This is a genomic window from Mesorhizobium sp. ISC11, from assembly GCF_037162595.1.
GTDB classification, from domain to species: Bacteria; Pseudomonadota; Alphaproteobacteria; order Rhizobiales; family Rhizobiaceae; genus Mesorhizobium; species Mesorhizobium ciceri.
On the sequence record NZ_JAVSPW010000001.1, the window covers coordinates 5,661,187 to 5,686,654 of the forward strand.

At 62.9% G+C, this 25,468-nt stretch carries 24 protein-coding genes; 15 read left to right on the forward strand and 9 right to left on the reverse strand.

The annotated features are described in order from the left end of the window. The first annotated feature begins 50 nt into the window (after positions 1-50). The 3 genes from RPF88_RS27380 (at position 51) to RPF88_RS27390 (ending at position 1,737) form a co-directional block, all read left to right on the forward strand. Positions 51-812 carry a Crp/Fnr family transcriptional regulator gene (locus RPF88_RS27380; RefSeq protein WP_337123519.1) on the forward strand — a complete coding sequence of 254 codons (762 nt, stop codon included), beginning with the start codon at positions 51-53 and terminating at the stop codon, positions 810-812. Positions 813-940: 128 nt separating this feature from the next. Further along, entirely contained in the window at positions 941-1,267 is a 327-nt protein-coding gene (locus RPF88_RS27385) for a DUF883 family protein (protein ID WP_013529287.1), read from the forward strand. Positions 1,268-1,278: 11 nt separating this feature from the next. Continuing rightward, positions 1,279-1,737: a hypothetical protein gene (locus RPF88_RS27390; protein ID WP_337123520.1), complete on the forward strand. Its 459-nt coding sequence runs from the start codon at positions 1,279-1,281 to the stop codon at positions 1,735-1,737. Positions 1,738-1,750: 13 nt separating this feature from the next. Here RPF88_RS27390 and RPF88_RS27395 read toward each other — a convergent pair whose 3' ends face one another. Then, positions 1,751-3,226 carry a sensor histidine kinase gene (locus tag RPF88_RS27395; protein ID WP_337123917.1) on the reverse strand — a complete coding sequence of 492 codons (1,476 nt, stop codon included), beginning with the start codon at positions 3,224-3,226 and terminating at the stop codon, positions 1,751-1,753. A 206-nt stretch (positions 3,227-3,432) separates the two neighbouring features. Between RPF88_RS27395 and RPF88_RS27400 the strand changes: the two genes are divergently transcribed. Next, positions 3,433-3,636, forward strand: coding sequence for a hypothetical protein (locus tag RPF88_RS27400; RefSeq protein ID WP_013529290.1), 204 nt, complete (start codon positions 3,433-3,435; stop codon positions 3,634-3,636). A 29-nt stretch (positions 3,637-3,665) separates the two neighbouring features. Here the strand turns inward: RPF88_RS27400 and RPF88_RS27405 are convergent, their stop codons facing one another. Further along, positions 3,666-4,586, reverse strand: coding sequence for a diacylglycerol/lipid kinase family protein (locus RPF88_RS27405; protein WP_013529291.1), 921 nt, complete (start codon positions 4,584-4,586; stop codon positions 3,666-3,668). Between the two features lie 251 nt (positions 4,587-4,837). On the opposite strand from RPF88_RS27405, the gene RPF88_RS27410 reads away from it, so the two are divergent. Beyond that, positions 4,838-6,157 carry a PRC-barrel domain-containing protein gene (locus RPF88_RS27410; RefSeq protein ID WP_063169140.1) on the forward strand — a complete coding sequence of 440 codons (1,320 nt, stop codon included), beginning with the start codon at positions 4,838-4,840 and terminating at the stop codon, positions 6,155-6,157. A gap of 51 nt (positions 6,158-6,208) precedes the next feature. On the opposite strand, the gene RPF88_RS27415 is transcribed toward RPF88_RS27410, so the two are convergent. Beyond that, complete coding sequence (locus RPF88_RS27415; protein ID WP_337123521.1) at positions 6,209-7,780, reverse strand: alkaline phosphatase family protein; 1,572 nt, start codon at positions 7,778-7,780, stop codon at positions 6,209-6,211. Between the two features lie 226 nt (positions 7,781-8,006). Here RPF88_RS27415 and RPF88_RS27420 point away from each other — a divergent pair, with 226 nt between their 5' ends. The 6 genes from RPF88_RS27420 to RPF88_RS27445 all read left to right on the forward strand — a co-directional run bounded on the left by RPF88_RS27420 (position 8,007) and on the right by RPF88_RS27445 (position 13,096). Continuing rightward, complete coding sequence (locus RPF88_RS27420) at positions 8,007-8,939, forward strand: VOC family protein (RefSeq protein WP_337123522.1); 933 nt, start codon at positions 8,007-8,009, stop codon at positions 8,937-8,939. A gap of 4 nt (positions 8,940-8,943) precedes the next feature. Beyond that, positions 8,944-9,564 carry an alpha/beta hydrolase gene (locus tag RPF88_RS27425; protein ID WP_027163149.1) on the forward strand — a complete coding sequence of 207 codons (621 nt, stop codon included), beginning with the start codon at positions 8,944-8,946 and terminating at the stop codon, positions 9,562-9,564. Between the two features lie 2 nt (positions 9,565-9,566). After that, positions 9,567-9,866, forward strand: coding sequence for a GNAT family N-acetyltransferase (locus RPF88_RS27430; RefSeq protein WP_013529296.1), 300 nt, complete (start codon positions 9,567-9,569; stop codon positions 9,864-9,866). Positions 9,867-10,006: 140 nt separating this feature from the next. Then, on the forward strand, positions 10,007-11,065 hold the full coding sequence (locus tag RPF88_RS27435; RefSeq protein WP_224620132.1) for a dipeptidase: 1,059 nt from the start codon (positions 10,007-10,009) through the stop codon (positions 11,063-11,065). Between the two features lie 98 nt (positions 11,066-11,163). Beyond that, the gene (locus RPF88_RS27440) at positions 11,164-12,474 is read left to right on the forward strand and encodes a flavin monoamine oxidase family protein (RefSeq protein ID WP_337123523.1); all 1,311 of its coding nucleotides are present in this window, start codon (positions 11,164-11,166) and stop codon (positions 12,472-12,474) included. A 211-nt stretch (positions 12,475-12,685) separates the two neighbouring features. Continuing rightward, on the forward strand, positions 12,686-13,096 hold the full coding sequence (locus RPF88_RS27445; protein WP_337123524.1) for a hypothetical protein: 411 nt from the start codon (positions 12,686-12,688) through the stop codon (positions 13,094-13,096). Between the two features lie 113 nt (positions 13,097-13,209). On the opposite strand, the gene RPF88_RS27450 is transcribed toward RPF88_RS27445, so the two are convergent. Together RPF88_RS27450 and RPF88_RS27455 are read right to left on the reverse strand one after the other, a co-directional pair. After that, complete coding sequence (locus tag RPF88_RS27450) at positions 13,210-15,297, reverse strand: sensor histidine kinase (protein ID WP_063173187.1); 2,088 nt, start codon at positions 15,295-15,297, stop codon at positions 13,210-13,212. A 67-nt stretch (positions 15,298-15,364) separates the two neighbouring features. Continuing rightward, the gene (locus RPF88_RS27455) at positions 15,365-16,138 is read right to left on the reverse strand and encodes a response regulator (RefSeq protein ID WP_174299078.1); all 774 of its coding nucleotides are present in this window, start codon (positions 16,136-16,138) and stop codon (positions 15,365-15,367) included. Positions 16,139-16,184: 46 nt separating this feature from the next. Between RPF88_RS27455 and RPF88_RS27460 the strand changes: the two genes are divergently transcribed. Further along, complete coding sequence (locus RPF88_RS27460; protein ID WP_337123918.1) at positions 16,185-16,886, forward strand: response regulator transcription factor; 702 nt, start codon at positions 16,185-16,187, stop codon at positions 16,884-16,886. Positions 16,887-16,958: 72 nt separating this feature from the next. Here RPF88_RS27460 and RPF88_RS27465 read toward each other — a convergent pair whose 3' ends face one another. Beyond that, a complete protein-coding gene (locus RPF88_RS27465) occupies positions 16,959-17,126 on the reverse strand; it encodes a hypothetical protein (RefSeq protein WP_013529303.1) in 168 nt (55 codons plus the stop codon). After that, on the reverse strand, positions 17,123-17,497 hold the full coding sequence (locus RPF88_RS27470; RefSeq protein WP_337123525.1) for a hypothetical protein: 375 nt from the start codon (positions 17,495-17,497) through the stop codon (positions 17,123-17,125). Before RPF88_RS27470 ends, RPF88_RS27465 begins: the two co-directional genes overlap by 4 nt. A gap of 352 nt (positions 17,498-17,849) precedes the next feature. Between RPF88_RS27470 and RPF88_RS27475 the strand changes: the two genes are divergently transcribed. Next, on the forward strand, positions 17,850-18,305 hold the full coding sequence (locus RPF88_RS27475; RefSeq protein WP_013529305.1) for a L,D-transpeptidase: 456 nt from the start codon (positions 17,850-17,852) through the stop codon (positions 18,303-18,305). A 199-nt stretch (positions 18,306-18,504) separates the two neighbouring features. On the opposite strand, the gene RPF88_RS27480 is transcribed toward RPF88_RS27475, so the two are convergent. After that, the gene (locus RPF88_RS27480) at positions 18,505-21,588 is read right to left on the reverse strand and encodes an efflux RND transporter permease subunit (RefSeq protein WP_013529306.1); all 3,084 of its coding nucleotides are present in this window, start codon (positions 21,586-21,588) and stop codon (positions 18,505-18,507) included. After that, on the reverse strand, positions 21,585-22,916 hold the full coding sequence (locus tag RPF88_RS27485; protein WP_013529307.1) for an efflux RND transporter periplasmic adaptor subunit: 1,332 nt from the start codon (positions 22,914-22,916) through the stop codon (positions 21,585-21,587). Before RPF88_RS27485 ends, RPF88_RS27480 begins: the two co-directional genes overlap by 4 nt. Before the next feature lie 145 nt (positions 22,917-23,061). Between RPF88_RS27485 and RPF88_RS27490 the strand changes: the two genes are divergently transcribed. Both RPF88_RS27490 and RPF88_RS27495 read left to right on the forward strand, forming a co-directional pair. Further along, on the forward strand, positions 23,062-23,595 hold the full coding sequence (locus tag RPF88_RS27490; RefSeq protein ID WP_013529308.1) for a TetR/AcrR family transcriptional regulator: 534 nt from the start codon (positions 23,062-23,064) through the stop codon (positions 23,593-23,595). Between the two features lie 124 nt (positions 23,596-23,719). Beyond that, complete coding sequence (locus tag RPF88_RS27495) at positions 23,720-25,321, forward strand: inorganic phosphate transporter (RefSeq protein ID WP_013529309.1); 1,602 nt, start codon at positions 23,720-23,722, stop codon at positions 25,319-25,321. Positions 25,322-25,468 lie beyond the last annotated feature (147 nt).

Below are 25,468 nucleotides of genomic sequence, written 5' to 3' on the forward strand. Positions count from 1 at the left end.
TCCAAGAGCGGCTTTCGAAGGGGGTCGAACGGGCTTTCGAAGGGGGCGAAATGTCAGTCCAGAACAATAACGCTTTCTCCAGCCGCCAATATCCTTGCGAGAACTGCCCATTGCGGCCGTTGCCGGTTTTCCGCGACTTCGAAAAACAGGAGCTGGCCTTCATCAGCAAATTCAAGAAGGGCGAACTCGCGGTCGACAAGGGCGACCCGGTGCTGGTGGAGGGAAGCCATAGCGCCCATCTCTACACCGTGCTCTCCGGCTGGGCGTTTCGCTACAAGCTGCTGCGGGACGGCCGTCGCCAGATCCTCAATTATCTCATGCCCGGGGATCTGATCGGCCTGCAAGGCAGTGTGATGGGCGAGATGCAGCATTCCGTCGAGGCACTCTCACCGATGCTGCTGTGTGTTTTCGAACGCGAATATCTGCACGAGCTGTACCGCAATCATCCCGGGCTGGCCTACGACATCACCTGGATCGCATCGCGCGAGGAGCGGATGCTGGACGAGAATCTGCTCAGCCTCGGGCGCCGCAGTGCGATCGAGCGCGCCGCCTATCTCATCGCCTTCATCGGTAGCCGGGCCAAGGTCGTCGGACTGAATGGCAGCCAATCCGTCCAGATACCGATCACGCAGCAGCACATTGCCGATACGCTCGGCCTGTCGCTGGTTCACACCAACAAGACGATCCGCAAGCTGATGGATCGCAAGCTGATCGTCTGGCGCGACGGCGGCTGCGCGGTCTCCGACAATGAAGGGCTCAAGCGGCTCGCCGGCTGGGAAGGGCTGGGCGAGGCGCGCCGGCCACTAATCTGAGGAAGCGTCTTTTTGCGAAGCCGGCGGATCGGGTGCGCGCTGATGCGTTTTCGGCTACTTTGTCCGCAGTGCCGGAACCATGAGGCGCGCAGCGCGTTTGAAACCGAGCAATCACAAGGAGTTAAGCCATGGCCACTGCCGCAGGAAAGACCGCAACCGACGCCCGTGCAAATGCGGACCTGGAAGCCGACATCAGGCAGTTGAAGGCCGACATCGACAAGCTCACCAAACAACTGGCCAAGACCGGCGAGCATGGCTATGGCACCGCGCGCCGTGCAGCGACAGAAGGGGTCGAGCAGTTGCGCGCGCAGGGCGAAGCCGCCTTTGACAGCTTGCGCAGCAATGCCAAGGACATCGAAGCGCAGATGATGGCAAGCGTGCGTGAAAAGCCGGTGACGTCACTGGCAATCGCCGCCGGCGTCGGCTTCCTTTTCGCGCTCATCGCGCGTCGCTAGTCGCGCTACAGATGGGAATGCTGGCAACCCTGATCTCGGGCCTCGCCTCGGGGGAAACCGTGGCCGCCGTTCACCGGGCGCGCACGGCGGCAATCGTCTATGTGATCGCCATTGCCGCTGCGCTTTGCGGTCTCGGCTTTCTGGTCGGGGCCGCCTATATCTGGACGGCGATGCGCTACGGCTCGCTTGCCGCCGCGCTCGGGTTTGGCGCCGGTTTCCTGGTGCTCGCCGGACTTATCCTGCTGATCTACCGGATATCCGCAGGTTCGCGCGCCCGGCGCCGGGCGCAGCGCCGCAATGCCGACATGAAGGCGATCGGCGTCACCGCCGCACTCGCCGTGCTGCCGAGCCTGCTCAAGGGAAAAGGCGGTCTCGGCGCCATTCTGGGGCCGGCCGTGGCGCTCGCGGCCTACGCCATCTACCGCGAGAATGTGAAATCCGACGATCCGGATGAGAGCGGGCGGACATAGAGCTGTTGGGAGATCACTTCGACAGCTCTTCCAGGGGCATCGATATTTCGGCAAACACGCCTTCCGGCCGGAATTCATGGGTCACTTCGCTGGAAATGACCTTGGCCAGGCTGCGGCGAATGAGGATAGAGCCGAAGCCTTGCCGATCGGGCGGAGCGACTTGAGGCCCGCCGCTTTCGCGCCAGGTCAGCACAAGACGCCGGGCATCCTTCCTGCCTTGCGTCCTCCAGCCGAGGTCGACCCTGCCTGACGGCACCGACAGCGAGCCATATTTCAGCGCGTTGCTGGCGAGTTCATGGAGGATCAGGCCAAGCCCGACGGCCTGGTCGGGCGACAGCAGCAGGTCGTCGCCGGAGATCGTCATGCGCGGCTGCTCGGCCGTTTCGAAAGGTTTGACCTCGATCTGGACGAGTTCACTGATGCCGATGCCACGCCACTCGCGGTCCGACAACAGATTGTGGGCGATGCCCAAGGCCTGAAGCCTGGCGCCGAAGGCCTCGAGGAACTGGCTTGGCTGGCGGGCATGGCGCACGGTCTGGGTTGCCAGCGCCTGGACGGTCGCCAAAGTGTTCTTGACGCGATGGTTGAGTTCACGCAGCAGCAGCCGTTGCCGTTCGTCGCCGAGCTTGCGCTCGGAGATGTCGTAATTGACGCCGAAGATCAATGTCGGCTTGCCGTCGCCGTCACGCTCGATGACACGGCCGCGCGTGGCGAGCCAGCGCGGCGGGTGAAAGCCCTTCACCCGGTATTCGCCGAAATAGTCGTCGCTGCCGGTCAAGGCGTCGCGAAAGCGGGTTTCGGTCTGGTAGACGTCGCGCGGATCGATGGCGGTGAGGATGTCGCGTGCGCGCAGCCGGTTGGAGCGCGGCAGGTTGAACAGCTCCGACATCAATGTGTCGCATTCGATGACATCGGTGCGGATATCCCATGCCCAGCTGGCGAGCGAGGCCGCATCGAGTGCGATGGCGCGTCGTTTTTCCTCGCGCGCAAGTGCGGCCTCGGCGATCGCGCCGCTGCGGGTTGCGTCCTTTAGGGTGAACAGGCTGGCGGCGAGGCCGGCGAGCGCCTTCAACTGGTCGAGCTCGGCTCGGGATGGAAAACCATGCGGCTCGCGGTCGAGCACGCACAGCGTGCCGATGCGGGCACCTGCCACGATCATCGGCGCGCCGGCATAGAAGCGGACATGGTGCTTTCCGGTGACCAGCGGGTTGGTCTTGAAACGGGGGTCCGCCGTTGCATCCACGACCACCATCGGCTCGTCGCCGGCGGCAATCGCATGGGCGCAGAAGGAGACGTTGGTCGCGGTTTCGGTCTCGTCCAGGCCGAAGCAGGATTTGAACCAATGCCGTTCAAGGTCGACGAGTGTGACCAGGGCCATCGGCACCTGCATCACCGCTGCGGCAAGGCTGCTGACGCGGTCGAAATCGGGGTCGGCCGCCGTATCCAGCATCTCCAATCCGTGCAGCACGGCCAGCCGGTCGATATCCATGACTGCTAGCGCAACTTCGGCCGGCAGATCGGGTGCTGTTTGCGTCTTGCCAATCACCCCAATTGCCTCGTCCCGGTCTTCGTCGCCGCATGCTTGCGCTGGTGCAAGGCCAGCACGCTTTTCCGGAACCATCCTAGCGAGGAACCGTTACCCGACCATGATTTGCCGGGCGCGCCAGTTGGTGCAGAATGAGACAGGGATCGAGCATGGCCAAGATCATTCCAGAAAACAAGGCGCGGCAGGGGCGATGGGGCTGGCATGGATTTCGGATCCTGATCGCCGCACTGCTTCTGGTGTTTGCTGCATGGGGCATTGCCGAGATCTATGGTGTGTTGATCAAGGCGCCTAACAGCGATGAACAGCATGTCCCCACACCGCCCAACACCACCGAGCAGGCTCCTGCCGGGTAAAGCCGGTCTGTCCGTTGCGTCGCACCTCATCAGGCGGCTCTCGACTGGGCCGCGCTCGCCGGAACCAATACATTCAGTGCGCCAGGCTGGATCTCGATTACCGTTTCACGGTCAAGCCTGACCAGTTCGCCGTCCATGACGGCGCGAAATTTGCGGCTGCCCGAATGGATTTTCAGCACCGTTCTGTTTGTCTGGTGGATTTCGACATGTTCGTTGTCGCGCCATTTGCCGCGCGCCATGTTGAAGAAGAACTTGACCAGTTCGGCGCGCTGCTTCGCCACCGTGACATAGACACCGAGCACGCCGCCCGCAGGATTGTCGGCATAAGGCAGATGGCCTTCACCGAATAAGTTGTTGGTGATGCCGATGCCGGTGATGCGTGCCGCCATTTCGGCATCGCCGATGCTGAGCGTCACATTCATCGCAGGTGGATTGTTGATTGTTGCCCAAGCCGCCTTGGCCGAGGCGCGGATCTTTCCCAACCGCGAACCGAACTCCATCTTCTGGCGCAGTTGCACCATCTTCGCGTGCATGCCGATCGAGAACTGGTGCACGAAAGGTTGGCCATTGGCCGTCGCCACATCGACAGCAATGATTTCGCCGTCGGCGAAGGATTTCAGCGCCCCGTCGAGCGACTGCGGAATGCCCAACCCGCGTGCGAACAGGTTCATGGTGCCGGCTGGCAATATGGCAAGCGCCTTCTTCGTGCCCATCAGTCGGGCGGCCGCGGCGGAAATGGTCCCGTCGCCGCCACCTGCCAGCACGATGTCGACCGAGCGACGCGAAGCGGCGTTGTCCAGCGTCTCCACCACATCCTTGCCGGCGACAATTTCGATGCTGAGCGAGTGGCCTGCCGTTTCCAACGTCTGATGCATCCTGTCGGAGAAAGCGGCGAGGTCGGTGGTGCGCAAAGTGCCGCCGTCCCGGTTCAGCACCGCTGCAAATCTCATGCCCCGCTCCACCAGGTCAGCCAAAAAGCGGCCGGGATATACCCAGCCAACGGCTGAAACGCGGCGTCGACAGAAAGGTTCCTCTTGCCACGGGGTGACTACCCCAGCGGCTCAATAATTTCCGTGGTTTCGTTCCCGGACCGCAGCGCTTTGTCGGAACAACTGACCCGGTCACGACGTTGTGAACCTGTAGATGCCGCGTTCCCCAAGGAAGACGCGGCGCATGAGATCAGGCACGAGGAGAGACTACCATGATCCGCAATCTTTTAGCCACGACGGCGCTCGCAACCTTTGTCGCGACCGGCGCCTATGCGCAGAACGCAACAAATACGGCGCCTGCCACGCCCGCCGTCCAGGAGCCCGCCGCCGCTCCTGTGGCACGCGCAGAGGGCAGCATCGTCACCAACATCATCGGTGAGTCCGTCTACAATGGCACCGGCGACGATGCCGAGAACATCGGCAAGGTCAGCGACGTCGTGTTCGACAAGGATGGGCAGGCGAAATCCGTTGTCATCGACGTCGGCGGTTTTCTGGGTGTCGGCGCCAAAAGCGTTGCTTTCGATTACGGCAAGCTGCAGTGGGCCGAAAAGAATGGCGACCGCTGGTTGGTGGCCCAGACGACCAAGGACGAACTGACGGCGCAGGCAGAATTCGATAAAAAGCCTTACAGCCCGACCCCAGCACCTGCGGCATCGACCGACGCAACAGCGCCGGCAGCACCCGCGACGACGGACACAGCGCAAAAGCCTGTCGACATGAACGCCGCTTCGGCAGAACCAGTCAAGCGCGCCGATGGCAATCTCGCCACCAACATCATCGGGGAAAACGTCTACAACGGCACCGGCGATGACGCCCAGAACATCGGCGACGTCAACGACATTGTGCTGACCAAGGATGGCAAGGCGCAGTACTTGGTCATCGGCGTCGGCGGTTTCCTAGGCCTTGGCGCCAAGAACGTCACCTATGACTTCTCGAAGGCGCAGTGGGCCGAGAAGAATGGCGACCGCTGGCTGGTCGCCCAGACCACCAAGGAAGAATTGCAGGCGCAGCCGGATTTCAACCGCAAGGCCTATGACCCGGCGCCGGCAACGACGGCTTCGAATGCGCCGGCAGCAGTCGCGCCCGCCGCAGCCCCTGCCGTCGCTCCGTCCGACAAGACGGCACAGGCTCCGGCGCCCACGACCCCCGATGCCTCGGCTCCGGACCAGACAAAGACCGCAGCCATCGACAAGTCGACGCTGACCGAGATGCCGGTTGGCGAGATTCGCGCCGATGACCTCAAGGGCACGACTGTCTATGGCGCCAACGACGCCAAGGTCGGCGAGATCGGCGATGTCGTGCTTGCGCCCGACAAGAAGGCCGATGCGGTGATCGTCGATGTCGGTGGCTTCCTCGGCATTGGCGAGAAGGAAGTCGCGGTCGGCATGGATAATCTCAAATTCATGACCGACAAGGCGGGCAACAAATACCTGTACACGACCTTCACCAAGGAACAGCTCGAGGCACAAACCGCCTATGACAAGGGCAGCTATGCCGAGAAGCGCGATCAGCAGCGCATGATCGTCAGGTAGTTTCCACCCAGTCGGATACAGGCCCGCGCCGGCAACGATGCGGGCCTGTGTTCATGTGTGGCATGGAGGCAGGCCAGCGGCATGGCCGACGAGGCCGTTCTCGGTCAATTCGGCCAGTGCCAGCGATTGGTCGAGATGTTCGGCTCGCCAGGCGAGCAGCCGTTCGGCGAATTCCAGCCGCGCGGCGAGATGGCTGGGGTCGGGCGCGAGGTTGTCCAATTCATCCGGATCGTTTTCCAGATCGAACAGCAGCGGCGGCAGGTTGCCGCCGAAATGCACATATTTGAAACGCTCCGTGCGGATAACGGCGAGATTACATTGGCGTGAGGCGATGCCGAAATGGCGTTCGGCCTCGCCCGCGGCAACCGAGCGGAAATCGAACTCCCAATGCGCGGCATCGCGCCACGCCGCAGGAGTTTCCCCGCTCAGGAACGGCTTCAGCGACCTGCCGTCGAGATGCGGCGCGGGCTCTTCGCCGAGCAGGTCGAGAAACGTCGGCAAAATGTCGACCGCTTCCGTGAAGTTGTCTACCTTGCCGCCGGCCGCCTTGCCGTGGCGCGGATCGCGGATGATCAGCGGAATGTGGTAGCTGCCGTCGAAATAGCCGCCCTTGCCCAGCATGAAATGGTCGCCCATCATCTCGGCATGGTCCGAGGTCAGCACGATGATGGTGTCGTCCCACGCGCCGGCCGCCTTGACCGCTTGCCAGATGCGGCCGAGCTGGGCGTCGACCTCGGAAATCATGCCGTAATAGATCGCGCGGAGGACGCGAAAATCGTCTTCGCTCCAGTCGTGCACCTTGCCTCTGGCTTCGGGGCGAAATTTCATCTGTTTCTGCCGGCCGAGATCATAGGCTAGATAGGGATGGTTTTCCGCCTCCTCCTGCCAACTTGCCGCGCGCCGAAAGGCGGGGCCGTCAGCCGGATCGTACATTGTGTTGTAGGGCTCCGGCACTATGAAGGGCGGGTGCGGGCTGATGAAGGAAAGATGCGCGAACCACGGCGCGGCGTGCTCCTGTTCGCCAAGCCAACGCGCGAATTCGCCGGTCAGGAAGGCCGCCGGGGTTTGCTGCCCGGAGTAGACGGGCGGTGTGTTGCTGACGGTGGTTCCGACTGCGCGGTCCGCCACCGGGCGATGGATGTCGGGGGATCCGGCGCTGGCGTCGATGCCTTGCAGCTCCAGCCAGGATAGCCATTGCTTCTGATGCTCGGGCAGCAGCTGGCGCACCGTAAAGCCCGGCAGCACGCCTTCATAGCTTTGCAGCCGCGGATCGCCCGGCGCCAGCAGGCGCGGATCGAGCGACACATCGGTGTAGCCGAACAGCGTCGGATCATAGCCCAGGGCGCGAGCCGAAAACGCAATGTTGCCGTGGCGAGCGTCGAGCGGCGTGCCATTGCGGCAGACGCGGTTGTTCATCTGGTAGAGGCCGGTGTAGAGGCAGGCGCGGGCGGGCGAGCAGGGCGCCGCGCCGCCATAATGCCGCTTGAACAGCACGCCCTCCGCGGCCAAAGCGTCGGCATTCGGCGTTCGCACGACCGGATGACCGGCGGCGGACAGACAATCGCCGCGCCACTGGTCGCATGTGATCAGGAGAATGTTAGGCCGCCTGGCTTTTCCAGTCACTCACGATACCTTTGTCCCGGGATGTCGAACGCCGTTTATGGAACCGAATTCTGGCCATGGCGCAAGTCTGACCTGCGAGCCAATTGGTGAACGAACCTTGTTCCATCGTTCACTTTTATGACACAGTCCATTCTGTGTTTGCCGCCTTTGCGGAAACTGCCCTGGTCCTCATATTGGCGTGGACAGCGGCGAGGGCCGCACATGTACCAAGGGAAGGAGCAAGACAATGCTCGACCAGATCAAGGGCCTGCATCACGTCACGTCGATGGCCAGGGATGCCCGCCAGAACAACGATTTCTTCACCAGGAAACTCGGTCAGCGCCGGGTCAAGAAGACCGTCAATTTCGACGCGCCCGATGTTTACCACCTTTATTACGGTGACGAGGCCGGTACGCCGGGTTCGGTGATGACCTATTTCCCCTTCCCCGACATCGGCAAGGGCCGGCATGGGGTCGGGGAAGTCGGAACCACCGTCTACTCGGTGCCGGAAGGCACGCTTGGCTATTGGGAAAAACGCTTTGCCGATGAGGGCGTCACCGGCCTCTCGCGCGAAGAAACCTTCGGTGAGAAGCGCCTGGCTTTTGCCGGACCGGATGGTGACGGCTTCGCGCTGGTCGAGTGCAAGAGCGACAGCAGAGCACCCTGGGCGAAAGGCGGCGTTCCCACGGATGAGGCGATCCGAGGCTTTCATTCCGTGTCGCTCAGGCTGAAGGATGGCGGCGCCACGGAAGAGCTGCTGAAGTTCATGGGCTACGAGGAAATCGAGAAGTCCGGCAATCTCAGGCGGCTGGCGGTGAAGAACGGCAATGGCGCCGATGTCATCGACATCGAATCGCTGCCGAGCACTGCCTTCGCCGATCTCGGCGCCGGCTCCGTCCATCACGTCGCCTTCGCGGTCGAGAACCGCGCCAGGCAGCTGGAAGTACGCAAGGCGTTGATGGACACCGGCTATGGGGTGACGCCGGTGATCGACCGCGACTACTTCTGGGCGATCTATTTCCGCACACCGGGTGGCGTGCTGTTCGAAGTCGCCACCAACGAGCCGGGTTTCGATCGCGACGAGGATACCGCTCATCTGGGCGAGGCGCTGAAGCTGCCGACGCAGCACCAGCACCTGCGGCCCTATCTCGAACAGCATCTGCAGAAGTTGGAAGGCTGAGGCCATGAGCAAGGACGCTTACATCCACAAGGTGCTGCCCGGTTCGCCGGGCGGTCCATTGCTGTTCGTCTTCCATGGCACGGGAGGCGATGAGAATCAGCTTCTGTCGCTGGGGCGCGATCTCGCGCCCCAGGCAACCATCGTCTCGCCGCGCGGTGATGTGTCGGAACAAGGTGCCGCGCGCTTCTTTCGCCGCGCCGCCGAGGGCATCTACGATATGGACGACCTGGCGCGGGCGACGACCAAGATGGCGGGCTTCGTCAAGGCCCATGTTGAAGCAGCGAAGCCATCGGCCGTGCTGGGTCTCGGCTATTCCAACGGCGCCAATGTCCTGGCCTCGGTGGTGTTCGCGGTTCCAGCGCTGTTCGACGCGTCGGTGCTGATGCATCCGCTGATCCCGTTCGAACCTGAGGTCAAGGGCAGCCTCGCCGGCCGCCATATCCTGGTGACCGCCGGCAAGCGCGATCCGATCTGCCCACCGAACCTGACCACGCGGCTCGAGGCCTATTTGCGTGCCGACGGCGCCGATGTCACAGTGGAATGGCACGATGGCGGGCACGAGGTGCGGCCAAACGAGATCGAGGCGGCACGGCGGTTCTTTGCCGATACTGCCCAAGGAGCATAGCAATGCCTGACCAACTGCCTGAGATCGAACTTGAGGATCGCGGTTCCAAGGGCCGCTACGTCCTGCGTGGACCCGATGGCGCCGAGGCCGAGATGACTTTCACCAAGATCGGTGAGCACCAGATCATCATCGACCACACCGAAGTGCCGGACGTCTTTCGCGGCCAGGGTGCCGGGCTTCGGCTTGTCACCCGCGCCGTCGAGGATGCGCGTGCGGCGGGCAAGAAGATCATCCCGCTCTGCCCGTTCGCCAACGCCCAGTTCCGCCGCCATCAGGAATGGGCCGACGTGCTGAAGCGGTAGGGATTCGTTGCTTGGAAACGGCGCGGTAAGCGGCTGCCATCCCACCGGGGCGGCTTTGGCATTTGCGCGGGTGGCGCATCCTGCCTAAGTAGATAGGATATATCTTAGCCGCGCCGACAAACGAACCGAATGATCCCCCAATGACCGAAACAGATCTCGTTCCCGTCTTCGACGGCCACAACGATACGTTGCTCAGACTCCATCAGTCGAAAGACACGGACGTCGAAAAACTGTTCATCGAGGGGAAATCGGGCGGCCATATCGACCTGCCACGCGCGAAAGCCGGCGGCTTCGCCGGGGGCATGTTCGCCATCTTTCCGCCGCCTGTCGAGAAATCCAGGCGCGGCGCCGTACCCCTGGCGCCGGGCGCCGCAGAACCGCTGCCGCCCGAGGTTCCGCGCGATGAGGCGCTGACCTCGACCATCGCGATGGCCTCGATCCTGTTCAGGCTGGAACGGGCCGGAGCGCTCACCGTCTGCCGCAGCGCCGGCGATGTGCGCAATGCCATGGCGCAAGGGTCGATCGCCGCGGTGTTCCACATCGAAGGGGTCGAGGCGATCGATCCCGAGCTCACCATGCTCGACGTGCTGCATGAAGCCGGCCTGCGCTCGCTCGGCATCGTCTGGAGCCGTCCGAACGCCTTTGGCCACGGCGTGCCGTTCCGCTTCCCGTCTTCGCCCGACACCGGCCCTGGCCTGACCGATGCCGGCAAGGCGCTGGTCAAGGCCTGCAACCAGTTGAAGATCATGATCGACCTGTCGCATCTCAACGAGAAGGGCTTTCGCGATGTAGCCGCACTCAGCGATGCGCCGCTGGTGGCGACCCATTCCAACGTGCACGCGATCTGCGGCCATTCGCGTAACTTGACCGACTGGCAGCTCGGCGCGATCCGCGAAACCGGCGGCATGGTCGGGCTGAACTTCGCAACCGGCTTCCTGCGCGAGGACGGTCGCATGAATGCCGACACCAGCCTCGATATCATGGTGCGCCATATCGATTCGCTGCTGCAGGCGCTGGGTGAGGATGGCGTTGGTCTTGGCTCCGATTTCGACGGCGCCATGATCCCGGCCGTCATCGGCGATGTCGCCGGCCTCCCGAAGCTGATCGATGCATTGGCGGCACGCGGTTTCGGCCGCGCGCTGATCGAAAAAATCGCCTATCGCAACTGGCTCAATATGCTCGAGAAAACGATAGGTTAGAGACAGCCTGCGGCATGGTGTGTGCGGCCCGCCGGCATATGTCGACAAGGACATAGTTCGTCGGTGGAAGCCGAATGCGATTGGGTGGATAGCCGGCAATGCTGAAGACCTTCACGGATGAGGGCGGCGAATTCGAGCGAACCGATGTCGTCATCGTCGGTGCGGGTTTCACCGGCCTGTCGGCGGCGCTTGAGATGAAGAAGGCCGGCATCGATTTCATCCTGCTCGAAGCACGCGACCGCGTCGGCGGACGCGTCGAGTCCCGACTGAACGGACTTGGCGAACGCATCGATAGTGGTGGCCAGTTCCTGTGCGAAGACATGCCGGAATTGATGGCCATGGTCGAGGCGCGCGGCAAGACGCTGGTTGAAACCTATGTCGATGGCGACTTCATCACCCAGCCGACGATGTCCGCACAACGAGCAGAGCGGACCTATCATGCCGCGATGGCGATCCGCGAGCGCATGAACGGGATCGATCCGGACGATGCCTCGATTGCCGGACTGACCGTCGCCGACTGGCTTGCTTGCCAGCACGATTCGGCCGATGCAAGGGTGGCGTTCCGTTCGATGATCGAAGGTCTCTGGTGCATGGCGCTGGACCAGATTCCTCTCTGGTATTTGATCGACAATGACCGGCGGGTCACCAACGAGGTGACGGAACTGCAATATTCTGTGCGCGAAACCATGCATTCGCTGGCCGACGATCTGGCCCGCGACCTTGGCGATCGGTTGCGGCTAAGCGAGCCGGTCACGCGCATCGAGCACAGTTCGCAAGGTGTTCTTGTCGTTTCGGCCGGGGGTGCCGTCGAGGCGCGCACGGTTCTGGTTGCCGTCCCGCCGGCGACGGTGACGGAGCTCGCCTTTGCCCCCGCTTTGCCGGCCGGACTGGGGCGGGCACTCGGCGCCTGGGAAAGCGGCGCGGCTATCAAGATCCTGGTGCGCTATGCCAAACCGTTTTGGCGGGCGCGGGGTTTGAGCGGCATGATGATGTGGCTCGAGCCGCCGGGGCTGTTTGCCTGCGACGCCGGCAAGGATGCGGAGCATGCGGCGCTCGTCGTGTTCGCCGGCGGCTCGCTCGCGCTGCGTTGGCGCGACCTCGGCGAGGCGGAACTGCGTGCGGAGGTGACCGGCCGGCTGGAGGCAGCCCTTGGTCCGGACGCCGGTGACGTCATCGATTTCAGTTTGCGTGACTGGATAGGAGATCGCTGGAGCGGCGGCGCGTACAGCGATCTTATTGTCGATGTTACAGCGACAGACGCCGAGCGAACGATCCTTGCCGGCGCACCGCCGGTGTATCTCGCCTCTTCAGAACTCTCGCCATCGTTCCCGGGGTATGTCGAGGGCGCCATCATTGCCGGGCGCATCGCCGCGCACAAGATCATTGCCGAGCTTCAAGCTCCGGGCTGAGCCTGATCTTTTCGAAAGACTGTTTGGCAAGATCGGTCAAGTTGCGCCTCGAGCCCTCGGCGCCGTCAAAGCCATGCCCGATTTTGCCCGACTTCGCCCGAAATGCTGTTTCGAATTCGTTACAGTGCCAACCCTTCGCCACCCCATCACCGTTACAAAGCGCGGATAAGTTCATTTCACCGCCAAAAGAAACTCAGCGAAGGGGAAGGTAATGCATGCGAAAATCCAGACGATCCGCGGCGAGAGCCGCCTTCAGGCTCCAGAGCGCAATGACCGCCGTCCGAAACTGGCGCTGCGCCAGCGGGCCAGCGACCACCCCATGGCGATGTTCATGGTGCTGGCTGCTTGCGCCTTCGTCGGCATGGCGTTCACGCCGACAATCGGGCCGGCCTTCGCTTCGTTGAATCCGCCGGCCAATCTCATCGACGGCGCGCAGACGACGACCAGGACCGCGCGTCTGCCGGTGCCGGTGACCGACTTCGCCTGCAAGGGCCAGGCCTGGGGTACCGAGAGCATGGATTGCCTGCGCGCCATCGCCGAACGGTCCGGAACACACAAAAGCCGCGCGATCCGCATGATCGCCAATGCCGCGCTGTTGACCGGCACGCCGAATATTTTCTGATTTCCGTCGAAGCATGGTCCCGAAAACCGTTCCCGTTTTGTGGACCATGCTCTGACCTCCCCGAGCGCCCTCCAGTGCGCTCCTTTTGGCTCCCGCCCCCGGGAGCCTCTTTTTTATCCTTTCAAGGCCGCCTGTTCGGCGATGGCGGAGAGCACGCTGCGCACATCCAGCGTGCTGAACGGCTTTTCCAGAATCTGCGGTCGCTGGTGCGCCGGCAAGGCTTCGATTTCGGCTTTGGCACCGATCAGGTCTCCGGTGACCAGCACGAAACGCCGCGCCAAATCGGGCTTTTCGGCGAGCAGCTCACGATAGATCGATATGCCGCTGACGCCGGGCATGCGCAGGTCCGAAAAAACGATGTCCGGCGGCATGTGGCCGCTCAAGGTGGCGGCGCCCGATTCCCAGACCGGCACGATCCGCGACTTGATGCCCATCAGTTCGAGGATGTCGGAGAGCGAGCCGGCGACATCCGGCTCGTCGTCGATGATCAAGGCATGGCGCAGGCCGCTCGATCGCGGCTGGTTGTCGCCGGCGGTGGCGAGGCCGGCCACGATGGCCGGCAGCTGGACGACGAAACGCGCGCCTCTCGGGAGCACTTCCTCGAACCAGACATTGCCATTGTGCCGCTCGATGATCGATTTCGAGATCGACAGGCCGATGCCGGTGCCGACGCCGACCGGCTTGGTGGTGAAATAGGATTCGAAGATGCGGCCGCGGATCGCTTCCGGCACGCCGGGCCCATTGTCCTCGACCGAGAAGCAGGGATGATCCCGGTCGCTGCGGAACGTCCGCACCTTGATCAGCCGGTCGCCGGCAATGCCAGCCAAAGCGTGCTGGCTGTTGATGAGGAAATTGGCCGCCACCTGCGTCACATGGTCGGCGTCGGCCATGGCCAGCAGCGGGCCTGCGGCGAAATCGGTGTCGATGATGATACCGCTTGAGCGCGCGCCATAGGCGGTCACTTCAAGTGCCGCCCGGATCACCTGGTTGAGGTCGGTCTCGGCTTGTGCCGCGGGATGGAGGCGGACCATCGACAGGAAGCTCTTGACGATGCGGCCGCAGCGCTCGGCGGCCGCGCGGACCTTTTCGGCGCGCACCTTGGTTTGCGGATCGGAGGCGAATTCGTGCAGCAGCGTCGATTGCGCCACAACCACGGCCAGCGGGTTGTTGAGCTCGTGCGACACACCGGCCAGCAACGAACCCATGGCCGCCATCTTCTCGTTCTGGTGCAGCTTCTCGCGTTGCCGGCCGATTTCCTCCTCGGCGCGCAATTTGTCGCGCAGGTCGCGGATGGAGCCGAAGATCAGGCGGCGGTCGGCAACCCGCATCTCGGTGGCCGTCAGCTCGATCGGGAACACTTCGCCGGCGGCATTCTGGGTCACCGTCTCGAGCCGCTGGCCGACCATCGGCGCGCCGCGGCCGGACATGTATTCGGCTCCTGAGGCATAGCCCTTGCGGTAGTAGATCGGCACGATCGTATCGAGCAGGTCCTTGCCGAGGATGTCGCTGCGCTGGAAGCCGAACATCTTCTCGGCGGCCGGATTGAATTCGATGATCGAGCCGGTCTCGTCGATGACGACAATGGCGTCGAGCGAGGCCTGCAGCATGGTGCGGCGAATGACCTCGCTGGCGTGGGCGTCGGAGGGCGAGCGCTCTATGGCGTCGCCGATGGCCAGCGCGATGATGTGCAGCGTCGCCTCTTCCTCGTCGGTCCATGCACGCTCGTTGATGCAGTCATTGACCGCCAGCGTGCCCCAGAGATGGCCGTGCGCGAAGACTGAGACCGAGAGGAACGATTTGATGTTCTGCTTCTCGAAATCGGTCCTCAGGAAGCCTTCGAGGTCGCGCGTATGGCCGGCGAAGATCTTGCCTTGCCTCTCGTCCTCGGCAAGCCGCTCCAGCAGCGGGTCGGAATTGACGATCGATTGCATGATGACGGTCGGTGATGCCAGTTCGCCGCCGAAAAGAGGGTCGATCCAGTAGGCGGCGACGGATTGGGCGAAGCCCTGGCCGGGCAGTTCGCGCAAGCGAAACAGGATGCCGCGCTGGCAATCCATGGCCCGGCAGAGCGTTTCCAGTATGCCGTCCATCTCGCGCTGCCAGTCGCCGGCCTCGCGCAGCCGGCGAACGACGCGCACGGCCGCCATCGCCGCGCCCTGCCGGAACCCTTGCATATCGGTGCTTGCTGCTTCAGCGATCATCTTGTGCTGTCATTCCGGAGTCGCGCCAATCCGACCGGCGAGCAACCACATCCTTCTGGCCCGGTGCTCAGTTGCCGTCGCCGGCCGGCAGCGAGAAGATATAGCCCTCGCCGCGCACCGTGCGCAGGAATTTCGGATTGGCGGGATCGGCCTCGATCTTTTTGCGCAGCCGCATGATGCGAATGTCGACCGCGCGTGACGATTCCGGATCTTCGGTGAAACCGATCGCCTCGGAGATAGCGGCGCGGGTCAGCAGCCGGTTGGCGCGGGTGAGGAAAATCTCCAGCACGTCGAACTCGCTCTTGGCCATGTCGATCACCACGCCATTGGCGCCGGTGACCAGCCTGCCGTCGAGATCGGCCTGGAAGGGGCCGAAGGCAACGGAACGGCGATCCGCCCCGGCCCTCTTGTCCTGCAGCTCCTTCGGCTGGGGAACCCGGCGCAACACGCTGCGCACCCTGGCCAGCACTTCGCGCAATTCGTAAGGCTTGACGATGTAGTCGTCGGCACCGAGTTCCAGCCCGACAATGCGGTCGAGCGCGGTGCCGGCCGCGGTCGCATAGATGATGCCGATCGGCAGTTTCGAACGCAGCCAGCGGCCAAGCGAGAGGCCGTCCTCGCCGGGCATGGCGATGTCGAGAATGGCAAGATGAAACGACTGCGTTTCAACGAGGCTGCGCGCGGCGGCCGCACTTTCAGCGGTGGCCACGTCATATCCGGCGGCGCCAAGGTATTCGGCGACAGCGTCCCTCAGGTCGGGCTCATCCTCGACGATGACAATTCTTGCCCGCACGATGCTTTCGCTCCCACTTTCAGTGGAAAGTAGATTGGGTATAAACATCATGTCCAGCACTCATATCGGGGTTGCCAGGGAACGGTTGGAAAACATGGCCGCACGATCCGTCATTGCGCTCGTTTCGGTAGCCGAAGTGGTCGCGACCGAACTCGCCGACCATCTTGAACGGCGCGGCCATGACGTGCATCAGGCACGCCAGCCCTGGGAAGCCGAATCTCTGCTGTCGGGAAAGGGCATCGACGTCGTCGTCGTCGGCGACAGCCTCAGCCAGGCGGAGGGGCGGGACCTGCTCAGACGTTACGGCGGCCAAGGAGGAGGCGGTGAGGGCGGACCGGATTTCATCCTGATCTGCCGCCCGGCCGATCTTGTCGACAAGGTGCTGGCGCTGGAGCTTGGTGCGGCCGACGTCATCGAGAGCCCGCTCAATGTCCGTGAACTGGCCGCCCGTGTCGGCGGCCTGCTTTCGCGCCGCGGCAGGGGCACCCAGGAACTGATCGTGCTGGAGAACGCGACCGTCGATCTGAGATCGGCGATGGTCATGCATCGCTCCGGCACGGAGGAACAGCTTTCGCCCGGTCAGGTGGCGCTGCTCAGGCTGTTCCTGGCCAGTCCGCGCAAGGTTTTGACGCGCGACGACATCATCGCCGCGGCGCCGGCCGAAAACGCCGATGCCTTCGATCGCTCGATCGATTCGCGCATCGTGCGGCTGCGCCGCAAACTCGACACCGAAACCATCACCACCATACGCGGCGCCGGCTACCGGTTCGATCCGCCGCGGCAATTCGCGGGCTGATTGCCGGGCACTGACGCAGTCTCTGGTTTCGGGCATCGGATTTTCCATCTCCGGCCCCGACGCTCTTGGCGCTCAGCGTACCAGCAGAAGCGATGGACCCACCGGCATGTCACTGCCCATGGTCAGCTCGCCAGCGTGGGCGCGGTCCCTGAGCAGCACGGTGGCAAGGCCGGCAAAGCCGAGCAGGCCCTGGGCGTAAAGCAGTGCGGAAAGCACCGAAGCGGCAAATTTCGTTTTCATCGTACCAATTCCCCAAAATGGTTTGTTGCGGGTCGCTTCAGGATACCCCCCGAAGCGCCCGCGCCGCCCACGGAACCCCCCGTCTCGGCGCGGGCCTTCGGTCCTCTCGGCAGCAAGTTGCCGGAGGCGCCGCGCAAACCCGTCAGCCTAAGGCCGACCCGCCAGAGGGCCTTTAGCCGGGCGATGCGCAGGCTGGAAACAATCCAGACCGTGGCGAAAAACAGTGCGGCGTGCAGGGTCGAAATCTCGCCTGAAGTCATCGCGCCGAGGCTTGTCAGCGGGGTGCCGGCAACCGTGCCGACGCCGCCGATGGCCGCTGCCGCGATGCTGATCCTGAAAAGCCAGGACAGCGCGTTCGATTTCGTTCCCATGTTCGTTGCCGGCTGTTTTCGTTGCGTCAACTTTGCTTGCGGCCCGTATCCGGATCATGCCGCTTGAAACCTCGCTTTGTTGCAGTTCGGTTTCGAGATCTAGGGCGGTCCTTTCGAATACTGCTAATTCGCACTTTCGTTTAGCGACGGATACCCATGTTCCTGACCTTGGTCTTGCTAGGGGTCTCGCTGGCGGCCACCGACGGCTCTACGGGGTTGGCGTTTGTTAACCAGTGGAAACAGATTCGAAACACAAATGATCATTTTGCGAAATCTCTCCGAAACATGACGTTGGGATAAGCAGCCATCGAATTGGAGCCGGCTGGACCGGCAGAGAGAGGGGATTTTCTTCATGCATACCGCCATTTCCGCCAAGCTCATCAACATCGCCGCCGCCGCTCTGACCGGTGCCGCACTGCTGTTCGGCTCGGGCGCCGCGCATGCCGCCAACAAGATCGTGGCGCGCGTTTCGCTTTCGCAGCAGATCATGGAAGTCTCCGTCGACGGCCGGCCGACCTTCGCCTGGAAAGTCTCCACCGGCGACCGGGCCCATGTGACGCCGACCGGCTCGTTCAAGCCGACCCGCATGCATGAAATGTGGTATTCGAAGAAATACGACAACGCCCCGATGCCGCACTCGGTCTTCTTCAGCGGCGGCTATGCGGTGCACGCGACCTATGCGATCAAGCGCCTCGGCCAGCCGGCTTCGCATGGCTGCGTGCGGCTGCACCCCGACAACGCCGCCGATTTCTACCAGCTCGTCGAAACCTTCGGGGCGACCAACACCAGCATCGTCATCGTCAAGTAGCAGGCTGGAAACGGTGGCGTGGCAGCATGCTGCCACGCCTCAAAGCTCCCTCCGGAAAACGCTGCGGTATTGCGTACAGTTCAAACCGGCGGTATCGAGCCCAGCCAAAAAGAAAAGAGGCCGGGAATTTCCCGGCCTCTTTTCTTTTGTTCCCATCAATCTGCCCCGTGCATTTCTGGGCGGGACTCCCTCGACCGTCCTAGCTCGGCAGTGCCGGCATCAGCTTGGGGTCCGGCTTCTCCGCCAGATGAGGCAGGTCCTTGCTGGCGATGAAGGTGTAGAACATGGGCACGACGAAGAGCGTGAACATGGTGCCGACCAGGATGCCGGTGAAGATGACCAGGCCCATCGAATAGCGGGCCGCGGCACCAGCGCCGCTGGACGTGATCAGCGGCACAACGCCGAGCGCCATCGCCGCCGTCGTCATCAGGATCGGCCGCAGGCGCACCTTGGCCGAGGCGATGATGGCATCGCGCCGCCGCATGCCATGCTTTTCACGCTGCTGGTTGGCGAACTCGACCAGCAGGATGCCGTGCTTGGTTATCAGACCGATCAGTGTGATCAGGCCGACCTGCGTGTAGATGTTGAGCGTGCCGAGGCCCAGATTGAGCGGCACGATCGCGCCGAAGATCGATAACGGCACCGCCATCATGATGATCAGCGGGTCACGGAAACTTTCAAACTGCGCCGCCAGCACCAGATAGATGACGACAACTGCGGCCGCAAAAGCGATCAGGATGGTGTTGCCCTGTTCCTTTTCCTGTCGCGATTGACCGGAATAATCGATGAAGAACGTGTCGGGCAGGCTCTCCTTGGCGATGTCCTCCAGCGCCTTCAGCCCGTCGCCAGTGGTGACGCCGGGCAACGGTAGCGCCGAAATCGTCGACGAATTCAGCTGGTTGAACTGCTCGATCGCCGCCGGCGCCGCATTGGTCGAAATCTTGACCACCGCCGATAGCGGCACCATCTCGCCGGTCACGCTGCGTACGAAATATTCGCCGAGCTTGTCGGGGTCGTCGCGGAACTCCTGCGGCACCTGCGGGATGATGTCGTAGCTGTTGGAATCGCGGTCGAACTGCGCCACTTCGGCGCCGCCGACCAGCAAGGTCAGCGTGCGGCCGATATCGGCGATCGGCAGGTTCAGCGCGGCGGCGCGGTCGCGGTCGATGGTCACCGTCACCTCCGGTGCGTCATAAGCCATCGAATTCTGCACGACGATAAAGCGGCCGGAGGCCTGCGCCTTGTTCTTGATCTGCTCGGCCACCTCGTACACTTCCGAGGAAGCGCCGGTTGATCGCACCACCATGGAAATGGGCAGGCCGCCGCCGGAGCCCGGCAGCGTCGGCGGTGCGAAGACGAAGGCCTCGACACCGGCCACTTTGGCGATACGGGCCGTAATGTCAGCCTGCAGTTCCTTCGAATTGCGCTTGCGTTCCGCCCAGTCCTTGAAGGCATAGCCGACGAAGGCGCTGTTTGTCGTGCCGCCGAAGGCGACGGCAGAGAACTGCGCCCGTGTTTCGGGAATATCCTTCACCAGGCCGAGGATCTGGTTGACGTATGTCTCGGTGTAATCGGACGTCGCATAACGCGGCGCCGTCACAATCGAGAGCAGAAAGCCCTGGTCCTCTTCCGGCGCAAGTTCGCTCGAGGTCTTGGTAAACATGAAGCCGGTGACACCGACAAGCGCAAGCACGATGATCAGCGTCAACGGGCGATAGTTCAGCGATCCGGTGACGGCGCGTTCATAGACATGCTCGACGCGCGCGAAGGTGCCGTCGACAATGCGCTGGAAACGGCCCGGCGTGCCGGACTTCAAGAGGCGTGCCGACATCATCGGGGTGATGGTGATGGCGATGACACCCGACAGCACCACCGAGCCGGCGAGCGTGACCGCGAATTCACGGAACAGCGCGCCGGTCAGGCCGCCGGTAAATGCCAGCGGTGCGAACACGGCGGCCAGCGTCATGGTCATGGCAACGATGGCTGATGCGATTTCGCGCATACCGCTGAACGCAGCCTGCATCGGCGACATGTGATCTTCTTCCATGTGGCGATGGATGTTCTCCACCACCACGATGGCGTCGTCGACGACCAGGCCGATCGCCAGCACCATGGCCAGCAGCGACAGAAGGTTGATCGAGTAGCCAACCGCGAACAAAAGGAAGCAGACGCCGATCAGCGACAATGGGATGGTGATGATCGGCATCATCACCGACCGGAAGGAGCCAAGGAACAGAAGGATGACGACGACGACGATGGCAACCGCCTCGCCGATGGTCTTGAACACCTCTTCAATCGAGGCGCTGATCTGCCCGGTCGCGTCGTAGACGACCTCGATCGTCATGCCTTTCGGCAGTGTCTCCTGAATCTGCGGCACCAGCTTGGTGAGCGCAGCCGCCGTGGTCAGCGGATTGGCCGCCGGCGTCGGGAAGATGGCGAGGAAGGTGCCTGGCTTACCGTTGAACGAGACCCTGGTGTCGGTGTTCTCGGCAGCGAGTTCGACGCGAGCCACGTCGCGCAACCGCACTACATTGCCGTCGGTCGAGCGCAGCGGCAGCTCGGCGAATGCCTCCGGCGTCTGCAATGTCGAGCGCACGGTGATCGAGGAGACGACATACTCGTTCTGGGTGTTGCCGGGCGCCGACAGGAAGTTGGAATTGTTGATCGCCGTCAGCAGTTCGGAGGCGGTCACGCCGCGCGCTGCAAGTTTGACCGGATCGATCCAGACGCGCATCGAGTATTCCTGGGCGCCGAAAATCTGCACGTCGGCGACGCCTTCGACCGTCGACATGCGCGGTCTGATGACGCGCTCGATATACTCCGTCAGCTGCTCCTTCGTCATGTTCGGATTCTGCATCGAGATGTACATCATCGCGAACTGCTGGCCGGTGCCCTTGACGATGACAGGGTCCTTCGACGCGTCCGGCAAAGTGCCGCGCACGCCCTGGACCTTGGACAGAACTTCGGTCAGCGCGACGTCGGGGTTCGAGCCGAGCTTCATCTGCACCGTCACGGTGCTGGAGGACGGGCGGCTGGACGAGGTGACGTAGTCGATGTTTTCGGTCGACGCGACGGCGCGGGCGATCGGGGCGGAAATGAAGCCCTGGATCAGATCGGCGCTGGCGCCTGGATAGGCCGTGGTGATCGTGATGGCCGTTTCATCGACCTTCGGATACTGCCGGATCGACAGGTTGAAGATGCCCTGGAAACCCAGGAGCAGGATCATGCAAGCAAGGACCGTCGAAAGAACAGGCCGGCGAATGAAGAGATCTGAAAAGCTCATTGCTGGTCGGCCTGCTTGTTCGCCGATTTGGTCGGGTCGATGGTGTTGTCCACAACGACGGACATGCCGTTGAAGAGGCGGTTCTGACCGGCGGTGACGACCTCGTCGCCGGCCTTCAGCCCCTCGACGATCTCGACCATGCCTTGATTGCGGCGGCCGGGCTTGACGAACACCTGCGACAGCACGAGCGCGGGCTTGTCACCTTCCGCCGCCGGCTTGGCCCCATCGGCAGCCTTGTCAGTTGGCTTTGCCGCATCGGCGGCAGGCTTGGCTGCATCAGCCGCCGGCTTCATGGCATCGGCCGGCTTGGTGTCCGCAGGCTTGGCGTCAGCCGATTTGTCGGCTGCCGGCGCAGCGGGTTTTTCCTCCGGCTTGGCAGCTGGCGCTGTCTCGGCGGGCTTGGCTGGCTGCACCACGAAGATGTAGTCGCCATAGAGACTTGTCGTCAGCGCCGTCTGCGGCAGGGTCAGCACGTTCTGCTCTTCGGGCAGTTCGACACGCACCTGCACGAACTGGCCGGGGGTCAGCTTGCCATCGGGATTGGCGACTTCCGCCCGGATGTTCACCAGCCGGCTGGACGAGTCGATCTTCGGGTCTATGCCACGAATGGCGCCTGCGAATGGCCTGTCCTCGCCGCCAAAGCCCAATCGAATCGTCTGGCCGATCTTGAGCAAGGCGAGTTGCTGTTCGGGAACCGTGAAATCGACCCGCATCGTGTCGAGGTCCTGCAATGTCACCACGGCGGTGCCGGGCGCCAGATACTGGCCGACATCGATCTTCGGGATACCCACCGTGCCGCCGAAAGGCGCCGTCAGCTGCTTCTGGTCGAGCACGGCCTGCAGTTTGGTGACTTGGGATGCCGAGGCCGAGGCCGCCGCACGCGCCGTGTCCAGCGTCGAGTCGGAGCCAACGCCACGCCTGGTCAGTTCGATGGCGCGGGCAAGTGAGGTCTGGTCTAGCGCGGCTTGCGCCTTCTGTGCATCGAGGTCGGCGCGCTCGACGGCGTCATCGAGTTGCAGCAGAACCGCATTGTCCGCCACCTTCTGGTTGGCATGGAAAAGGATGTCCTTGACGATACCGGTAGTCTCGACCGTCAGGTCGACACCGCGCACCGCCTTGACCGTGCCGATCGCCTCGACGCCTGGCGTCCAGGCCGAAGGCTTGGCGATGGTCGTCGAAACGGTTGCCGCCGGCGGCTTCATCGATGCGAAGTACTGCTTGATGCCGTTGTCGCGCAGGAAGTTGAAGCCGACGATGCCGCCGACCACGACGACGAGCAGGGCCAGAACCAGAACAATGATAAAGATACGGAGTATGCGCTTGAACAAGGAAGTCCCCTCAGTCGAAATCCGGCGCGAAGCGCGGATATCGGGACACATACCGACTGCGGGTCCCGATTTCAAATAATGGCGGTCTTCCTGTACCGTCTGGACGGTCTTGTCAATTGGGCCTAAGCTTGCGATGGGAGGCACCATGAGAGCCCAAAGACCGAATTCGCGCGAGAAGATTCTCGCCGCGGCGGCTGATGTTGCCCGGGAATCCGGACCAGGCAGCCTGTCGCTGGATGCCGTCGCCAGCCGTGCCGGCGTGTCGAAGGGAGGGCTCCTCTACAATTTCCCGACCAAGGCCAAATTGATGCAAGGTTTGGTCGAAGGCTATCTGCGCGAGTTCGAGCACGCGCTGGAAGCCGCCCGCACAAATGACAAGGACGAAAATCCCCTGGCCGTCTACATCAGGCTGTCGGCCAATGATTGCGAGGAAAAGCAGCCGTCGGCGTCCTGGATCTTCTCGGCTATCGCCGAGGATCCCGATTTCATGATGCCGATAAAGACCTTCAAGCGGCAGCTTTTCGAGCGGCTGAAGGGCGAGACGCCGGATCTCAAATCGCTGTTGATCTGCTATCTCGCCATCGAGGGATTGCGCAGCATGAACCTCTTCGATTCGGATGTCCTGTCGAAAGACGAGCGCCAGTTGTTGGTATCGTCCCTGCTCGAGATTGCCAAATAGGCGCCGCCCACCCGCTTTTCGGCGGGCCTGTTCGTGAACGCGGCGTTCGCCGGCGTCACACAGGGTTCATCGTGCGGACATAGCGTCTTCCCAGTTCTTTGCTGCAATGCATCTGGAGTGGGACATGGTGGACATAGTTTCTAGCGAGGCGGGCATTCCGAGACCGGATCATCCGCTGGATCAATCGGGCAGCGCGAAGTGGTTCCTGCCGGCCTTCGGCGTGCTGGTGCTCGTCGGCATCGCCTATGTCGGCTACGCGCTCAGCCAGGATCTTGCGGTGGCCAAGACCGTGCCGTGGATCCTGCTTGGCATCGCCTTGCTGATCGCGCTCGGCTTCGAGTTCGTCAACGGCTTCCATGACACCGCCAATGCGGTGGCGACGGTCATCTACACGCGCTCGATGCCGGCCGAATTCGCCGTCATGTGGTCGGGCGCCTTCAATTTCCTCGGGGTTCTCACCTCCAGCGGCGCGGTCGCCTTCGGCATCCTGTCGCTGCTGCCGGTCGAGTTGATCCTGCAGGTCGGCTCGTCCTCGGGCTTCGCCATGGTGTTCGCGCTGCTTGTGGCGGCGATCCTGTGGAATCTCGGCACCTGGTTCCTCGGACTGCCGGCGTCGAGCTCGCACACGATGGTCGGTTCGATCATCGGCGTCGGCCTTGCCAACCAGTTCATGGCGCCCGCCGGCAGCGCCACCAGCGGCGTCGACTGGTCGCAGGCGACCAATGTCGGCGTCACCCTGCTGGTGTCGCCGATCATCGGCTTCTTCGCCGCGGCGATCCTGCTCTATGTAATGAAGCTGCTGGTGCGCAATCCGGCGCTCTACGAGGCGCCGAAGGGCAACACGCCGCCGCCATGGTGGATCCGTGGCCTGCTCATCTTCACCTGCACCGGCGTCAGCTTTGCGCATGGCTCCAATGACGGACAGAAGGGCATGGGCCTGATCATGCTGATCCTGATCGGCGTCGTGCCGACGGCCTATGCGCTGAACCGCACCCCCGACATCAACTATCTCGAAGCCTACAAGTCTGCCTCGGTCAGCGTCGAAACGGCGCTGGGCAAATATGCCAAGCCCGGGGTCACCGTCACCGATGCCAAGGCCGCCGTCCAGGATGCCGTGCGCACCAGGACCTGGAACGACCAGACGACGGTTGCGCTGCAGACCTACATCCACAACACGACGGCTGGCCTGCAGCCCTATGCCTCGGTCGAGACGGTGCCGACCGATCTGGTCAGCAACGCCCGCAACGACATCTATTTGATCGGCGAAGCGCTCAAGCTAATCGACAAGAAGCAGCTGCTGCCGATGGAGGCGGCCGATCTGAAAGCGGTCACCGACTATCACAAGGCCGTCGACAACGCGACGAAGTTCATCCCGATCTGGGTGAAGGTCGCCGTCGCGCTGGCGCTCGGCCTCGGCACCATGGTCGGCTGGAAACGCATCGTCGTCACGGTCGGCGAGAAGATCGGCAAGAGCCATCTGACCTACGGCCAGGGTGCGGCGGCCGAACTCGTGGCGATGGTGACCATCGGCATGGCCGATCGGCTGGGACTGCCGGTGTCGACGACGCATGTGCTGTCGTCGGGCGTTGCCGGAACGATGGCGGCGAACGGTTCGGGGCTGCAATGGGCGACGGTGCGCAATCTGCTGCTTGCCTGGGTGCTGACGCTGCCGTGCTCGATCACGCTGGCCTTCGTGCTGTTCATCATCTTCCGCCAGGTGTTCTGAGCCGAGCGTATAAGCGTCCAAAGAAAAGGCAGCGCCGGGTGACCGGCGCTGCCTTTTTTCTTTAAGTGAGCACTGCGTTCAAGGGGCGAAGACGTATTCGTTTCTGTTGACGTGGAACATGCCTAGGAAATTGGCCGAAACGCCTTT

Bases quoted from the DNA above. Each gene is read 5' to 3' on its own strand.
- RPF88_RS27465 (WP_013529303.1), bottom strand. From the start codon at position 17,126: ATGAAAACGAAATTTGCCGCTTCGGTGCTTTCCGCACTGCTTTACGCC.
- RPF88_RS27440 (WP_337123523.1), top strand. From the start codon at position 11,164: ATGCTGAAGACCTTCACGGATGAGGGCGGCGAATTCGAGCGAACCGAT.
- RPF88_RS27430 (WP_013529296.1), top strand. From the start codon at position 9,567: ATGCCTGACCAACTGCCTGAGATCGAACTTGAGGATCGCGGTTCCAAG.
- RPF88_RS27495 (WP_013529309.1), top strand. From the start codon at position 23,720: ATGGTGGACATAGTTTCTAGCGAGGCGGGCATTCCGAGACCGGATCAT.
- RPF88_RS27385 (WP_013529287.1), top strand. From the start codon at position 941: ATGGCCACTGCCGCAGGAAAGACCGCAACCGACGCCCGTGCAAATGCG.
- RPF88_RS27405 (WP_013529291.1), bottom strand. From the start codon at position 4,586: ATGAGATTTGCAGCGGTGCTGAACCGGGACGGCGGCACTTTGCGCACC.
- RPF88_RS27445 (WP_337123524.1), top strand. From the start codon at position 12,686: ATGCATGCGAAAATCCAGACGATCCGCGGCGAGAGCCGCCTTCAGGCT.
- RPF88_RS27460 (WP_337123918.1), top strand. From the start codon at position 16,185: ATGGCCGCACGATCCGTCATTGCGCTCGTTTCGGTAGCCGAAGTGGTC.
- RPF88_RS27475 (WP_013529305.1), top strand. From the start codon at position 17,850: ATGCATACCGCCATTTCCGCCAAGCTCATCAACATCGCCGCCGCCGCT.
- RPF88_RS27390 (WP_337123520.1), top strand. From the start codon at position 1,279: ATGGGAATGCTGGCAACCCTGATCTCGGGCCTCGCCTCGGGGGAAACC.
- RPF88_RS27450 (WP_063173187.1), bottom strand. From the start codon at position 15,297: ATGATCGCTGAAGCAGCAAGCACCGATATGCAAGGGTTCCGGCAGGGC.
- RPF88_RS27480 (WP_013529306.1), bottom strand. From the start codon at position 21,588: ATGAGCTTTTCAGATCTCTTCATTCGCCGGCCTGTTCTTTCGACGGTC.
- RPF88_RS27470 (WP_337123525.1), bottom strand. From the start codon at position 17,497: ATGGGAACGAAATCGAACGCGCTGTCCTGGCTTTTCAGGATCAGCATC.
- RPF88_RS27455 (WP_174299078.1), bottom strand. From the start codon at position 16,138: ATGTTTATACCCAATCTACTTTCCACTGAAAGTGGGAGCGAAAGCATC.
- RPF88_RS27400 (WP_013529290.1), top strand. From the start codon at position 3,433: ATGGCCAAGATCATTCCAGAAAACAAGGCGCGGCAGGGGCGATGGGGC.
- RPF88_RS27395 (WP_337123917.1), bottom strand. From the start codon at position 3,226: ATGGATATCGACCGGCTGGCCGTGCTGCACGGATTGGAGATGCTGGAT.
- RPF88_RS27380 (WP_337123519.1), top strand. From the start codon at position 51: ATGTCAGTCCAGAACAATAACGCTTTCTCCAGCCGCCAATATCCTTGC.
- RPF88_RS27420 (WP_337123522.1), top strand. From the start codon at position 8,007: ATGCTCGACCAGATCAAGGGCCTGCATCACGTCACGTCGATGGCCAGG.
- RPF88_RS27435 (WP_224620132.1), top strand. From the start codon at position 10,007: ATGACCGAAACAGATCTCGTTCCCGTCTTCGACGGCCACAACGATACG.
- RPF88_RS27410 (WP_063169140.1), top strand. From the start codon at position 4,838: ATGATCCGCAATCTTTTAGCCACGACGGCGCTCGCAACCTTTGTCGCG.
- RPF88_RS27425 (WP_027163149.1), top strand. From the start codon at position 8,944: ATGAGCAAGGACGCTTACATCCACAAGGTGCTGCCCGGTTCGCCGGGC.
- RPF88_RS27490 (WP_013529308.1), top strand. From the start codon at position 23,062: ATGAGAGCCCAAAGACCGAATTCGCGCGAGAAGATTCTCGCCGCGGCG.